General features: G+C 63.9%; 12 protein-coding genes. 3 read left to right on the top strand and 9 right to left on the bottom strand.

What is annotated here, in order from left to right:
• Window positions 1-58: 58 nt before the first annotated feature.
• A complete protein-coding gene (locus ACO06X_RS18735) occupies window positions 59-1,282 on the bottom strand; it encodes an alpha/beta fold hydrolase (RefSeq protein ID WP_421837646.1) in 1,224 nt (407 codons plus the stop codon).
• On the bottom strand, window positions 1,279-1,977 hold the full coding sequence (locus tag ACO06X_RS18730) for a FadR/GntR family transcriptional regulator (protein ID WP_421837645.1): 699 nt from the start codon (window positions 1,975-1,977) through the stop codon (window positions 1,279-1,281). The genes ACO06X_RS18735 and ACO06X_RS18730 overlap by 4 nt, the downstream gene beginning before the upstream one ends.
• Before the next feature lie 117 nt (window positions 1,978-2,094).
• On the opposite strand from ACO06X_RS18730, the gene ACO06X_RS18725 reads away from it, so the two are divergent.
• From ACO06X_RS18725 to ACO06X_RS18715, 3 genes are all read left to right on the top strand, one after another.
• Window positions 2,095-3,213: an amidohydrolase family protein gene (locus tag ACO06X_RS18725; protein WP_421837644.1), complete on the top strand. Its 1,119-nt coding sequence runs from the start codon at window positions 2,095-2,097 to the stop codon at window positions 3,211-3,213.
• 61 nt (window positions 3,214-3,274) lie between these two features.
• Window positions 3,275-5,059, top strand: coding sequence for an acyl-CoA dehydrogenase family protein (locus tag ACO06X_RS18720; RefSeq protein WP_421837643.1), 1,785 nt, complete (start codon window positions 3,275-3,277; stop codon window positions 5,057-5,059).
• 139 nt (window positions 5,060-5,198) lie between these two features.
• Window positions 5,199-6,440: an amidohydrolase family protein gene (locus ACO06X_RS18715; protein WP_421837642.1), complete on the top strand. Its 1,242-nt coding sequence runs from the start codon at window positions 5,199-5,201 to the stop codon at window positions 6,438-6,440.
• A gap of 150 nt (window positions 6,441-6,590) precedes the next feature.
• Here the strand turns inward: ACO06X_RS18715 and ACO06X_RS18710 are convergent, their stop codons facing one another.
• The 7 genes from ACO06X_RS18710 to ACO06X_RS18680 form a co-directional block, all read right to left on the bottom strand.
• Window positions 6,591-9,050 (bottom strand): TonB-dependent receptor domain-containing protein, encoded by a 2,460-nt coding sequence (locus ACO06X_RS18710; RefSeq protein ID WP_072383506.1) that lies wholly within the window; start codon window positions 9,048-9,050, stop codon window positions 6,591-6,593.
• A gap of 106 nt (window positions 9,051-9,156) precedes the next feature.
• The gene (locus ACO06X_RS18705; RefSeq protein WP_421837641.1) at window positions 9,157-10,167 is read right to left on the bottom strand and encodes a DUF2889 domain-containing protein; all 1,011 of its coding nucleotides are present in this window, start codon (window positions 10,165-10,167) and stop codon (window positions 9,157-9,159) included.
• A gap of 9 nt (window positions 10,168-10,176) precedes the next feature.
• Window positions 10,177-10,971, bottom strand: a complete 795-nt coding sequence (locus ACO06X_RS18700; RefSeq protein ID WP_072383510.1) for an SDR family oxidoreductase — start codon at window positions 10,969-10,971, stop codon at window positions 10,177-10,179.
• 20 nt (window positions 10,972-10,991) lie between these two features.
• Window positions 10,992-11,822, bottom strand: a complete 831-nt coding sequence (locus ACO06X_RS18695; RefSeq protein ID WP_421837640.1) for an SDR family NAD(P)-dependent oxidoreductase — start codon at window positions 11,820-11,822, stop codon at window positions 10,992-10,994.
• Window positions 11,819-13,342, bottom strand: coding sequence for a class I adenylate-forming enzyme family protein (locus tag ACO06X_RS18690; RefSeq protein ID WP_421837639.1), 1,524 nt, complete (start codon window positions 13,340-13,342; stop codon window positions 11,819-11,821). Before ACO06X_RS18690 ends, ACO06X_RS18695 begins: the two co-directional genes overlap by 4 nt.
• Window positions 13,342-14,106, bottom strand: coding sequence for an SDR family NAD(P)-dependent oxidoreductase (locus ACO06X_RS18685; protein ID WP_072383517.1), 765 nt, complete (start codon window positions 14,104-14,106; stop codon window positions 13,342-13,344). Before ACO06X_RS18685 ends, ACO06X_RS18690 begins: the two co-directional genes overlap by 1 nt.
• 53 nt (window positions 14,107-14,159) lie before the next feature.
• The gene (locus tag ACO06X_RS18680; RefSeq protein WP_421837638.1) at window positions 14,160-14,732 is read right to left on the bottom strand and encodes a TetR family transcriptional regulator; all 573 of its coding nucleotides are present in this window, start codon (window positions 14,730-14,732) and stop codon (window positions 14,160-14,162) included.
• Window positions 14,733-14,763 lie beyond the last annotated feature (31 nt).

Below are 14,763 nucleotides of genomic sequence, written 5' to 3'. Positions count from 1 at the left end.
ATATAACTAAGTGGGATATGACAGGACGGACGCGTTGTCCAGCGCCGTGGCGTCCGGCTCAGGCGAAATGCAGCCGCCTGTATTTTCCGCGGAAGTAGAGCAGCGGATCACGGCGCGGCTCGTAGCGCGCGCGTGTGACCTCGCCCACGAGAAGGAAGTGATCGCCGCCTTCGTGGACGGCGTGACGGCGGCATTCGAAGGCCACCAGCGAACCGTCGATCAAAGGCACGCCCGCTTCGCCTGGCGCCCACGCAGTTGCGGCAAAGCGGTCCTCCCCCTTGCCGGCAAAGCGGTTGGAAACCGGTTGCTGGCTGGTCTGCAGCACGTTGACCCCGAAATGGCTCGCCTGCCGCAACACCGGCGCGGTGCCAGCCGTGTTGGCAATGCACACCAGCAGCAGCGGCGGATCGAGCGAGACCGAGGTGAAGCTGTTCGCGGTCAGGCCGACCGGAGAGCCATCGGGGGCGAGTGCCGTCACGACAGTGATCCCGGTCGCGAAACAGCCCATCGCATCGCGCAAGGTCCGGGCATCCGACCCGGCGCGGAATTCGCTGGCAGAGCGGGGCTGCTTGCGTTCCAGAAAATCGAGCAGCAAGCCAAGGAACGCTTCGGTCCGGTCAGTCACGACGAGAAGATCTGCATCGGCGACTTGGGCGGACTCGGCCTGGGGCAATGCCGCCTCGAACTCGGCATTCCCGGGTGACTGCCCGATCCATGAGAGGCCGCCGCGGACAACCAGCGTGGGAAGCGCCAGATGGGGCGCCGCCTCCATGAGGACTTTCGCCATATGGTCGAGCGGGAAGCCGTCCAGCGTCCGGACATCCCATTGCGCGTCGTCGCCATCGCGCAGCGCACCAAGCCGCGCGGCAATGGTCCCGGCCACAGCCGGATCGGGCTTTACCGGCATGTCGACCAGTACCAGCCCGGCCGCTAGATTGGCAGCATCGCTGGCGAGCGCGGCAACCGCGATCCATCCGCCCATGGTCGCCGCCACGACCACGGGGCGCGACCCCATCTGCGCGAGCACGGCGCGCAGATCCTCGACATGGGCCGCAAATTCATAGCGCCCGTCAGCCGGCCACTCGCTCGTGCCATGGCCGCGCAAATCGAGCCTCACCACCCGCCGTCCGGATTGGACCAGACCGTCCGCAACATCGCGCCAGACCTCGCGGGTCTGCGCTGCGCCATGCACGAGCAGGATGGCCGGATCATGGGGATCTCCGGCAACTTCAGCTTCCAGCCGGATGCCGCCGAAGCCTTTAAAGGTGATCACTTCCATCATGCTTGCTGCCCTGCCGCATCAAGCCATTCCGCCAGGGTCGCCGAGCGGCGGCGCATGATCAATCGGGCGATATCGGCATCGCGGTCGAGTATCGCCTGACACAGGCCATGCTGCAGCTTGCGTGCCACTTCGCGCTGCTCTGGCGACTGGTAGAGGCTGGTGCCCTGCTCTTCCATGCCGAACGAATAGCCAATCGCCATGACCAGTTCGATCGCCGGATTGCCGCTCATGCTGGCCAGCAACCGGGCAATCCGAGACTCCGCAACGATCATCGCCGAGGCACTGTCCGCTTCGTCAATGGTAGCGGCGAATTGCGCCAGCTTCCAGCAAAGCACCTCGTCAGTGCAGCGACACGCCAAAGCCGCGGCCTCTTCGGCAACGAGCCGGCTAACCGCCATAATATCAAGCAAGGTCGCGCCCCGCAGCCGCAAAAAGCGCGCCAGCGTGCGGATTGCATCATCGGCATCGGGGCGGCTGGCATAGAACCCGCCCCGGATGCCCCGCCGCACAGTGATCAGGCGGTCGTTTTCGGCAATCTTGGCGGCCTGCCGCAAGGTCGGTCGGCTGATGCCGAGCCGGGCGAGTAGCTCGTCCTCGGCACCGATGAATGCGCCGTCCTCATGCGCCATGCTGAGCTTGGCAAGTTCGCGCGCGGTGCGCACGACCAGCGTCTCGGCCTGTCCTGACTGCAGCATGCTACCTCCATTTAAGATACCTTTTTATCCCACCAATATCCTTTGTCCAGCAAAACTCTTGCGCTGACTTGTCTAACTAGGTATTTCTTTTCCCGCAATCGACTCGGGAGACATCACATGAAGCCCTTCGTTTTCAGCGCCGACAGCCACATCATGGAACCGCCCTCGATCTTTCTCGATGGTCTGCCCGCCAGTCTCAAGCGCCACGCCATTCATAGCCGCAAGGAAGGGGACTTCCTGATCACCGGCACCGAAGACAAGGTGATCTACCGCCTGCGCGTCGGTCAGCACCGCGAAAAGGCGCTCGGCGACAATGAACGCAAGGGTATCCGCGAGATCCCCGGCCGGCTCGAGGACATGGAGCTCGAAGGCATCGACGCCGAGATCTGCTTCCCGAGCCTGGGCCTCTGGCTCTACGCGCTCGACAGCGCCGAGGCGGAAGCCGCATCGGCGCGGCTCTACAACGATTGGAACAATGAGTTTCTGGGCGGCCACCCCGAACGCTTCGTGCGCTGCGGGATGCTGCCGGTGCTCGATTTCTCGAACACGGTGGCCGAACTGGAATACCTCGCGTCCAAGGGCTTCACCGCTGCGATGCTGCCTGCGGTGACCCCGCCAAACCTCCCGAAATACAATGACGAGAAGTGGGACGTGGTGTTCGCCAAGGGTGCGGCACTTGGCATCGTCTTCGTCATGCACACGGGCACCGGTCTTGAATCCGTGGTCATCGAGCGCGGCCCGGGCGCGGGGATCATCAACTACACCAACCAGATGATGGATGCCGAGCAGAGCGTCATGTACCTCGTCGCCGGCGGCGTGCTCGATCGCAATCCGGGCGCCAAGGTCGCCTTCATCGAGAGCGGCGCCAGCTGGCTGGTCGCGCTGGCGGAGCGCATGGACGAGGTCGAGGAAGCGCACGCCAAGTTCGTCTTCCCCAAGCTCTCGCGCCGCTGCAGCCAGATCATCGACGATCAGGTCTGGGCGAGCTTCCAGCATGACCGCGCGTGCATCACTGCCGCCGCTGCCGGCCTTCCCGGCGCGAAGAACGTGATGTGGGGTTCGGACTACCCGCATGCCGAGGGTACTTTCCCGATCAGCCGCCCGATCCAGGAACAGCTTTTCGAGAACCTCGATGTGCCCGAAACGGTGCGCAATGACATCCTCGGGCTCAGCGCCGCGCGGCTGTTCCGCATGGAACCGGTGGTGCACACCTCGCCGGTCTACCAGGCCGCATGAAGGCGGGGCGGGGCCCGATCACGGCACCGCCACCGCGCTGATCCTGGGGGGCGAGGCAGCCATGGTCCATCTCGGCCTGAGCGGCGAGCAGGAGGCGATGATCGAAACGGTCCGCCGCGCGCTCGCCGATCGCGGCGCGCGCGGCGCCGATGAGGTCCTGCGGGAGCTTGGCATTGATGCCCTGATCGAGGACGGCGGCAGTCTCTTCGATGCCGCGCTTGTGGCAGAAGCGGCCGGACGCGCGGGCGTAATCGCCTATCCCGAGGAACGCATCCTGATCGCGGCCGCCTGCATCGGCATCGCGACCCGCGCGCTGGAAGACGCGGCCGCCTATGCTTGCGAGCGGGTCGTGTTCGGAAGGCCCATCGGCGAATACCAGGGCGTGGCCCACGCGCTCGCCAATGCGATCACCGAGGTGGAGGGCGCGCGCCTGCTGATCTGGCGCGCCATCGCCGCGCGCGCAGAGCAAGCGGCGGACGGCGCTCTCCTGGATACGCAGGCCTTCTGGTGGGCCGCGCGCAGCGTGATCCCCGCGATCAGAACCGCGATGCGCACCTTCGGCGGTTATGGCGTATCGGAAGATTCGCCCCTGCCCGCGCTCTATCTGGCGGCGCGTGCGGCGCTGCTGCAGTTTGGCGATCCTGATCGCCTGCTCACCGGCCCGCTTCGCGAGCTCGCGCCGATCGGTTCCGTGCCGATCAGCTTCAGCCCGGATGCCGAAGCCGAAGCGTGGCGCGCGCGGACCGAAGCGTTTCTTGCTGCCCATTTTACCGAGGCCGACAAGCGGGCCTTTGCCGTGAGCCTCGACAACCACATTCCCGAGCTCCACCGCAAGTTGGCCGATGCGGGGCTGCTGTTTCCGGACTGGCCGGAGGAATGGGGCGGATCGGGCGCGTCGGCGCTCGCAACTTCTGCGGTGCACCGTGCGCTCACCCACGCGGGTTGGCCGATCTCGGTGCTCGTTGTGTCGGATTCGATCGGCAAGCTGCTCATGCTGTTCGGCACTCCCGAGGCCAAGGCGGAAATCCTGCCCAAGCTGGCACGCGGAGAAGCGCTGGCCTGCCTTGGCCTGTCCGAACCAACAGGCGGATCGGACGTGTTCGGCGCAAAGACCCGGGCGGTCCACGATGGTGAGCGCTGGATCGTGAATGGGCAGAAGGTCTTCACCACCAGCGCCCATATTGCCGACTACGTGCTGCTGCTGTGCCGTACCGAAGGCGGGCTAACGTTGTTCGTGGGGCCGCTCGGCAGCCCCGGCACAGGCGGTTTCGATCTGGCCCCGGTGCAGACCTTTGCCGGCGAGCGCACCAACATTACCTTTTACGCAGATTTCGCGGTGCCGGACCGGTACTTGCTCGGCGAGGCCGGACGCGGCACCAAGGTACTCGCCGCGACGATGACGCTCGAACACAATCAGGGTGACTATTATCTGGGCGCGCTCGATCTTGCTCGCAGCGAGCTGCATTGCGGGCTCGATGCGTTGTTTTCCCTTCCGGGCATTGGCGAGAATGCGCCCGCCATCAGGCTTTCCCTTGCCCGCCTCGATGCGCATATCGCCCTGCTCGAATGCCTGTCGATCCGCGCGATCTGGGCGGGGCACACTGGTCAGGGGCAGCGCTGGTTCGGTCCGATGTGCAAGTTGTTCGGCACCGAGAGCTGGGCCTCCTGCAATGCCGAACTGGTCCAGCGCTTTGCCCCCTATTCGCTCGACCGCAGCATCGCGGCGCTGGCGGCGGTGGAATCCGAAGCGCGGAGCGGCATTCAGGCGACAATCTACGGCGGCACCAGCGAAGTGCAGCGCAGCGTGATCGCGGAGACCCGGCTCGGCTTGCCGCGCAGTCGTTAAAAGTATCTTTTATTGATAAAAATCGTCAAAAAATCCGATATTTTGACGCTCATCAAATATATTAGATACCTCTTTTGACAATCTGCTCCGGCAAGGCGGCGCAACGGACATGCGCCGTCCGTGGAAGAGGAGCCCTGCCATGACCGAGAAACTTCGCCCCTTCGTTTTCAGCTGCGATGCCCATGTCGCCGAACCGCCTGACTTGTTCGTATCCCGCATGCCCGCGCATCTGAAGGACTACGTGATCCACGGCGAGGTACAGGGTGACATCCGCATAACCCGGATCGGCGAGCAGGTGATCCTCAAGATCAACACAAATTTCCACACCCACAAGACCGGTGAGGGCGATGCCGCATTCAATGCTCAATCCGGGGCCCAAACCGGCGCAGAAAAGGCCCCGGACCGCTCCTGCACCGATGCGGCCGACAACTTCGTCTCGGACTGCGCGGTCGATACCAAGCGGCGCGGCGCGCGCGATCTTGATTTGAGGCTCGCCGATATGGACCGGGACGGGGTGGATGCCGAATTGGTCTTCCCCTCGCTCGGCCTGATGCTGCCACGCATTGCCGACCGCGAAGGGCAGCGCACCGCCTGCCAGATCTGGAACGACTGGGCCTGGGACTATTGCGCACCGGTGCGCGGCCGGCTCATCCCCGCCGCGATGATCCCATGCATCGATTTCGATGATGCGCTTGCCGAGTGCGAGCGTGCAGCCGCAAAAGGCTTTGCCGCCTTCTGCTTGTGGGAAGGGCTCAACAACTACAACGATCCGCGCTGGGATCCGATCTTCGCGCTGGCAGGAGAGCTTGGTATTCCGCTGGTGTTCCACACCGGTGTCGGCAACATCAACATCCGTGCGCTCAAGGGCCCGGGCGGTGCGCTGTTCAACTACACGCGTCAGATGAACGATGCGGTGGATGTGATCACCCAACTGGTCGCTGGCGGCGTGCTCGATCGCAATCCCAAGGCGCAGATCCTGTTTGCCGAGCACAGCGCCGGCTGGCTCTGGGGCCTCGCCGAGCGGATGGACGAGGTCTACAACGGCCACGCGCCCTCGATCAGTCCCAAGCTCTCGCGCCTCCCCAGCCAGATCGTGCGCGATCAGGTGCACTGCGCGCTGCAGAATGATGGCAACAGTTCGATGGCGATCCGCAAGGGCGTCGGCATCGATGCGCTGCTCTTCGCCACCGACTATCCCCACGCCGAAGGGACGTTCCCCTTCTCGAAGCAGGTGATCGACACGCTTGTGGCGGCCAACCCCGATGTATCGACCGATGAACTGGTCGCAGTGCTGGGCGGCAATGCGGCAAAGCTGTTCAAGCGCGCCAACCTGCAGCCGCAGGTCGACGCGCGGCGGGCGGAGCTGATGGCCGCAGCCTGATCACCGTCGCGCGCACAACCAAGCCCCGCCGGACCGGCTCCGGCGGGGCTTCTTCTTTGCCCGATCGCGCCACAGAAAAGGGCGGACCGCCACCGGCCCGCCCTTCCCGTTTCATCATTCATCCGGGCCGCCGCAGCGACCGCGGGGCCCTCAGAAGTGGAAGCCCAGGGTCACGCCGTAGGTCAACGGATCGCGGCGCTTGGAGCTCGTGATGCCGAGCGAGCCGATGTAGAGGTTCTGCGTGAAAGCGCGGTTGTCGGTGAGGTTCTTACCCCAGACCGTCACCGAAATGCCGCTGTCGCTTTCGTAGCCGATGTTGCCTCCGAGAATACCGGTTGCAGGCGTTGTGAACGAGTCGATCGCTGCCTGCGAGTTCGGCGTGATCGTGGTGCCGGCGTAAGTGAACAGGTCAGGCGCGCCATAGTACTTGTCGACCCACGAGAAATCGACGCGCGCGGTCAGCTTGCCGGGGCCGACCCTCTGGTGGAAGTCGGCTGCGACGGTGAAGCTGCTCTTGGGCACCGCCACGAAGGCATCGCCCGAGTGATCGACGAACGTGCTGCTGCCAAATGCAATCGGCTGGGTATACCTCTTGTACTTGGGATCGGTAATCGAACCCGATGCCGAAAGCGTCAGGTAGGGTGTGACTGCAGCCGCGAGATCGGCCTCGACACCATAGGTTTCCTGTTTCTCTGCGTTGTAGAGCACGGTCAGCAGGTTGGTGCTGCCCGGCACGTTGAGCAACAGCGAACGCTGCGCGTCGGAAATCTGGTTGTGATAGGCAGCGACGTTCAAGCGAACCTTGTGATCGAGAAATTCGGACTTGATGCCGATTTCCTGCTCGTCGTTCATTTCGGGCTTGAACGGTGTAAAGGTGGCAGGGTCGCCGTTGGCACGAAGGTTCTGACCTCCCGAACGATAGCCGCGGCCAGCCTTGGCGTAAATCAGCACGTCGGGAGTGACCTTGTAGTCAAGACCGGCCGTATAGCTAAGCCGCTTGAACGTATCCGAACGACCCGCAGCACAGTTGTCATTCGCCACCGTAGTGATTGAGGGGATGTTGCAACTGATGTAGACGGTGGTGTTGAACAGGGCGTTGCCGTTGCGCGTCAAAAGCGACTTCTTGTCGCTCGACCAGCGCAGGCCGCCCGTGAAGGTGAGCTTGTCGGTAATATGGTAGCTCGCCTGGCCGTAGATGCCGAAGCTCTTGTTGTTGATATCACCGCGGTAGAGGCCAGTGGTATTCGGCACGAAGGTTCCTGCTGGTATACCAGCGGGCGCGAGTGCGCCGACGAAGGCGAGGAAGGGCACGAAACCAACCGCATTGTTCGAGGTCGAGCGATCAAAGCCGCCTTCAGTGAAGTATGTCACACCAGCCGCATAATCGAGCTTGTCGTCCATGATCTTGCCGGTGAGCTGCACTTCGCCCGACCACTGATGCAGGTCCTGATAGCCTGTAGTTTGCAGGAGCAGATAGGGCGTTCCGTCGAGGTCGATGTTGCTCGCCGAGGTGATCTTGCGGTAACCACCGATCAACTTGAGTGTGCTTTTGCCCAGATCGAACTGCGCTGTCAGATTATAATTCCGGGTCTTGGTGTCAGTGAACGGCTTGTCGTTCAGCGAAACCGTGCGCGGATCAGAGTTTACAAGACCGATCTGGGAGGCTGGCGGCTGCGTAGCCTGATTGAGTGCCGCAGCCGTGTTCGCGGGAGCGATGCCTGCAACAAAGCCGAACTGGGTGCTCGCCAGCTGCTGATAAGTAAGCGCAGTCCCTGCAACGCGACGCACCTGGCGGGCCGGACCGTCGGACTTGTAAGTGTACCACTCGCCGGATGCGGTGAGTGAAATGGTATCGGTCGCCTGCCAGAACGCCGAGATGCGGCCTGTCAGGTTGTCGACATTGTCGTACTTTGCACCCGTGACAGTGTCAGTGGTATAACCATCGCGATTGCGGTACTTGACCGCGCCTCGGAGTGCGAACTTGTCCTTAATAACCGGCAAGTTCAGAATCACGGTACCGTCAATCTCATTGAACCGGCCGTAGGTGGCCACAATGCTCCCGCTCACGGCATCAAGCTTCGGCTTGTTGGTTTCAAGCAGCACCGCGCCTGCAGACGTATTGCGGCCAAACAGCGTGCCCTGCGGGCCCTTGAGCACCTGCACACTGGAAATGTCGAGGAGATCGCCGTTGAGGCCATAGGTGCGGGCGATATAGACGCCGTCGAGATAGGTGCCGACCGAAGGCTCAAGCGTGGCGAGCGCATCATTCTGGACCTGACCACGGATCGAAAGTTGCAGCGCTGTCGGGTTTGACGGAGCCTCAATCGTAGTGAAGCCCGGGGTAAAGGCGGCAATTTCGCTCACCTTGACGGCATTCTGCGAAGCGAGTTCCGCGCCGGAGAAGGCGGTTACGGCGACCGGCACGTCCTGAAGCTTCTCGCTGACCTTGCGTGCGGTGACGATGATTTCCTGCAGACCGCCGTTTTGGTCGGTCGCGGCTGCTTCGGCCGGTGCGTCCTCGGCACGAGCAATTCCACCTGACAGCAGCATGGCGGCACCGGCAACTCCGCCCAACAGATGCACCGCGGCGCGCTTCGAAAGCTTCGGCATTTTCAGGTCTCCTCCCAAAGAGCGATACACGCCGCTCAAAGTGTGCGGACTTATATAACTACGTCCACCAAGATACACAAGAGAAACCGCAGGGCGCATCGAGGCGTCAGTCTGAGCGCAGCTCCCGCGCCAGTTCGGGAACGTCCGAAATCGCACGCAGCACATCGTTGAGATGCGTGCAGCCAAGAGTTGACGGCAGTACCTCGACCACCGAATCCCGGAATTCCCTGACATCGCTGCCGATCAGCCGGGTCGCCTTGACCGATGCCCCGGGGCATTCGCGATACGGCAGGATCAGCGGAAGCGCCTGCAAGGCAAGAAGGCACGAGGTAACTGGATCGATCTCGGCATAGAGGCGGTATTCATGAATCGCGGTGCGTCCACCTGCGGGGTTTGAGCCGCTGTCCTGGAACCCTGCATCGACCATGATCACATCGTTCTGGAGCCAAAGATCGATTCGGCGGGCACGCCGCTTCCTGGGTCCTTGCTGAAACGGCATCGGGTGCCAGCCGGCGGCATCATCCGGGTGCTCGAGCGGACCGACTTCTGTGAAGGACTGATTGACGTTGTCAGGGGTGCCGTCAGCCTTGAAGGCGCTGCCACCGGTGGTGAAACCGGTGCAGATGTCGTTCATGACGCCCTTGCGACCGGCGGTTGATTGCTGCGCACTGCGCTGCGGGCCTGAGGCCCAGTCACCGCGCCACTGCGACCAGATCCAGCCTGCCACCAGACTTGCTCCGGCAAAATCATCCAGAACCTGAAATGTCGGCGTGCCGCGTAGATCGCCGAGAATTTCAGCGATGGCGCGGCGACTGGCCCCGCCCGCTCGGACACCGACAAGTTCCTGCGATCTTGGATGGTCGGGGTTCAAAGCGATCCGCAGTATCTCCCGCTGCGGCGAAGCGAGGATTTGAAAACCCCCCACGGCCAGTTCGACCGGATCGCCGTCCAGCGGCGTCAGCAGATCACGCGCACGGCCCACCATCTCCCAGGGCTGGCCGAAGCCATCGGGCCATTCCGAATCGATCGACGTTGTGCGGCGGATCGATCCCGGCCACCGTAGTGGCGCATGTCCTGCACTCTGGCGGGCAAAGGGAAACTGCTGCGGCCGGTTCATGGCAGGTCCTTACTTGGGCGGCATGCGGATGGCGCCATCGAGGCGGATGCACTGGCCGTTGAAATAGGTGTTGCGCGCGAGTTCGAGCACGAGGCTGCCGAATTCCTCCGGTTTGCCGAGGCGCTTGGGGAACGGCACCGAAGCTTCGAGCCCGGCAAAGATCGCCGGCGCCTTGTCCTTTACCGAAAGCATCGGCGGCGTGGCGAAGATGCCCGGCACGATCGCATTTACGCGGATACCCAGATCCATGAGATCGCGCGCCATCGGCAGGACCATCGAATTGACCGCACCCTTGCCGCCGCCATAGGCGACCTGCCCGATCTGCCCATCCTGCGAGGCGGCGGAGGATGTCATGATGATGCAGCCGCGCTCGCCATCCTCATTCAGCGGATCGGCATTGGCCATGCCGAGCGCCGCGATCGAGGCGATCCGGTAGCTTGCGGTGAAGATGCCTTCTGCCGAGCGGGCGATCATCTCGGTGGGCGTGCGCTTGTAGCCGCCGGTCTGCTTGTCGAACGAGACGGTCTTGCCGCCGCCGGTGACCATGGCGCAATGGACCACGATCCGTTCCTGCCCATGCGCCGCGCGCGCCTTGGCATAGCCTGCTTCGACACTCTCTTCCGAAGTGATGTCAACCTTGCAGAACAGGCCGCCGATGGCCTCGGCAACTGCAGTTCCGGCTTCCTCGTTCATGTCGAAAAGCGCGACCTTGACGCCGGCGGCAGCCAGCGCCTCGGCACTGGCGCGGCCGAGCCCGGATGCGGCGCCGGTGACCACGGCAGCGATGGAATTGTCGATCTTCATGGAAATGCTCCTGGTGACGTTCAAACAGATTTCGGAGCAGGGCCGTGCTGGGCCCTGAGACGCTCCTGCAAGACCTTATCCGCCCCTTCCGCGCGCGGCGCGACCGACGCGCCGCCGTCGAGCTTGAGCGTGGAGCCGGTACAGTAGCTCGCCTTCTGCGAGGCGAAAAAGAAGCAGGCATGGGCAATGTCGTCCGGCGTTCCGGCACGGCCAACCGGAATCGTCGCGCCATAGGCGGCAAGGCCCTCCGCCCCCAGCACCCGCAGCGCATTGTCGCTGGCCACGAGCCCGGGGTTGATCGCATTGACCGTGATGCTCTCGCGGACCACATCACCCGCAGCTCCGCGCACGAAGGCGTCCAGCGCGGCCTTGGCCATGCCATAGGCGGTCATGTTGGGAACAGTGACGAAGGTGCCGTTGACCGAGCCGATCACGATGAACCGCCCGCCTTGCGGCGCGGCGGCGAGATGCGGGCGCGCGGCATCCAGCAGCCACCAGGCCGCCTTGGCCGTCGAGGCGATGCCCGCTTCGAGCGCCTCATCACTGACCGCGCCAAGGCCGCCATGCGCGATCTCGGCGGCACAGTGGACGATGACATCGATCCGCCCGAAGACTTGTATCGCAGTTGCCACGAGATCGCGGCACGACTGGTGGTCCTTTGCATCAAGCGCACAGACCTCGGCGCGGCCTCCCGCCGCCACAATCGCCTCTCGCGCTTCTGCGGCGTAGGAGAGGGTCCGCGCACCGAGCACAACATGGGCGCCTTCTGCCGCAAAGGCCTGCGCGACGCCGCGCCCGATCCCGCGTCCCGCGCCGGTCACGATCACGCAGCGGCCTGCAAATTCGCTCATGCCGTCTGTTCTTCGAAAAGCGCCTTCAGGCCGGGGGCTGATGGCTTCATCGAGGGGGTGCGCGGAAAGTCGTCGACGAAGCGGAAGTGGACCGGAACCTGGTAGGCGATGAGCCGGTCCCTGAGGAACTGCTTGAGGTCTTCGGGATCGGGGCGCACGGCCCCGGCGCGCAGGATGATCGCCGCCGCCGGCACTGCGCCGAGCCGTTCATCGGGCACCCCCACAACAGCCGCCTCGCGCACCGCCGGGTGCTGGTTCAGCGCCTGAACCACATCGTCAGGATGGATCTTGAAGCCGCCGCGAATGATCGCATTGTCGGCGCGGCCGCGGATGTAGAGAAAGCCGTCGCTGTCAAGCACAGCGCGGTCCGTGGTGCGCAGCCAGCGCTCACCAGTCTGCGGGTAGTCAGGCCCCAGCTGATCGCCCTTCAGTTCGAGGAGCCCTTCCTCGCCGTGGGGCAATTCCAGACCACTTGCGGGATCGACGACTCGGGCGGTGATATTCGCGTGGACCCGGCCGACCGCACCGTATTTCGCCTTCCAGTGTGCCCGGAAATCGTCGAGAGACCAGCCCGCGATGGCGCCGGCAAATTCGGTCGCGCCATAGTTCGCGAGGATCGGAATGCCGTATTTTTCATAAAACGCGTCGACCAGTTCAGGCGCGAGCGGGGCCGTGCCGCTGATCATCGCAGAAAGGCTGGAAAGCGCAGCAGGATCGACATCGGCTTCAAGCAGCATCCGGATCGCCGAAGGGACCGCGCCCGCCACTTTGGGGCGGTTGCGGCGGATCGCCTCGACCCAGCCCTCGACGGTGAACTTCTCGAGCAAGCCGATCTTGCGGCCCGCTGCAAGCGCACCGATGCAGCCGTATATCCCGCCGATGTGGGTGAGCGGATTGTTGACCATCGTCACGCCCGAACGCAGCTGCGGCCTATCGGCAAAATCACGGCCGCGCTCGTAGCGGGTGAAGCCGGCGAAACTCGCGTCAAACGATGCGCGGGTGAGCGGCACGCGCTTGGGCGCGCCTGTGGTGCCGCTGGTCAGCATTTCGATCGCCACGCCAGGTGAAGTCAGGACTGTGCAGCGCGGCGTTTCATGCCCGGGCAGCAGACGCACGCCTTCCATCCGCGCACCGATGGCGATGACCGCGCTGCCTGCACGGTGCAAGGCATCGGTCATCCCGGGCCGTGCGAGATCGCTTTCATCAGCAATGATCGCAGGCAGGCCCAGCCCCTCGATATCAGCATGGAGCCGCGCATCGGGCAGGATCGGATTGAGCGAGACGAGGCAACGATCCGTCGCCAGCACCGCGAGGATCGCGGCGATATGGCCGGGCCGATTGCGCAGCATAATGCCGACGCGCGCTTCCGCCGGAAGGCCCATCCCGCCGAGTGCGGCCTCGATGGCTTCCACCACGCGGGAAAGATCGCCCCAGGTATAATCGATTCCCTCGAAATCGATCTCGGCGCGCTGCGGATCGAGGGCCATGATCGCGCGCAGCTTTTCGGTCATCAGTGCCATCAGATCGCGAGCCCTCCCGCTGCCTCGATCACGTTGCCGGTCACCCAGCGTGCTTCCTCGCGGCACAGCATCAGGACCGCACCGGCGATATCGTCGGGCTGGCCCATGCGGCCCATCGGCGTGGTCTTGGCGTTTGCTTCGTCGAACCCGGGACGCTCGCGCAGCTTGGCGATGAAGTCGGTCGCCACCGCGCCCGGCGCAACGAGATTGCAGGTGATACCGCGCTTGGCGACTGCGACCGCCGTGGAGAAGGTCAGGCTCTGCAAGGCACGCTTGCCCATCGCGTAACCCGCTGCGAAATGCTGGGCAACCTTGCCCGAAATCGAGCCGATGTTGATCACCCGGCCATGATCGCGCAGCCGTGGTAACGCGGCCTGCGTGACGAGATAGGGCCCTTTGGCATTGACCGCCATCATCCGGTCAAACAGTTCCTCCGAACCGCTCTTGAGGCTCGCGTCCTCCCCGTCGCTGCCCACGCCAGCGTTGTTGACCAGAATATCGAGATTGGGTGCCGGCCCGAATGCCGCGTCGCAGGCAGCGAACATCGCTGCGATCGAAGCACTGTCGGAAACGTCCGCCCGGATAGCAAATGCCCTGCCCCCGGCCGCCGCGACCTCTTCGACCAGCGCTTCCGCCGCGTCCTCCGCGCCGTGCCAGACAAACGCCACTTGTGCGCCTTCCGCCACCAGCCGGCACACGATCGCCGCCCCGATTCCCCTTGCGCCACCCGTGACGAGCGCGGTCTTTCCATCCAGACATCCCATGGCCTGATTGTGCCGAGATATCTCACCTAGTGCAATAACTCTTTATCGATACCTCAATCGATCAGCGCCTGGAAGGCTGCGGCAAGCCATTTGCGGGTTTCGGCGGACATCTCCGCGCCGAAAGCGCCGAGCGGATAGAGCTCGCGGTACAGCGTCAGCCCCGAAGCCAGTGCCGAAAAGCAGGCCGCCTTCCCGGCGCCGCGTTCGGGGCCGTACCAGCGGGCCAGAGGTTCGACGAACAGCTCCTTCAGCAGCCGGTCTGAAATGGCGCGGGCCGTGGGATCGGCGCTTGCCAGCATCATCATCGGCAAGGGGTTGCGCTGCGGGCCCTGGCTGGTGGTGAGCAGATCGACCACCGCCACGCCGAAGTTTTCCTTCCGAAGTTCGGTGATGATCCCCGCGCGCAGCAGATCGGAGAGCGCTGCTTCGTAGAGCTTTTCCTTGGAGCCGAAGTAGCGGCTGACCAGCGCGGGATTGACCCCGGCGGCAGCGGTGATTTCGCGGACGCCGGTATCCGAATAGCCCCGGATCGAAAAGGCATCCTGCGCGGCGGCAAGGATCGCGGCGCGGGTACGCTGGGCATCGCGCTGGGGACGCAGAGCTGGTTCTAACGCAGATTCAGGCATTGACATGCTATGTAAACCGCCGTTTACTTAG

Origin of the sequence: Novosphingobium sp. (assembly GCF_965229225.1) — a bacterium.
Lineage (GTDB): Bacteria > Pseudomonadota > Alphaproteobacteria > Sphingomonadales > Sphingomonadaceae > Novosphingobium.
The sequence above is the reverse complement of the archived record's forward strand: the minus strand, read 5'-3'. Positions and strand labels throughout refer to the sequence as shown.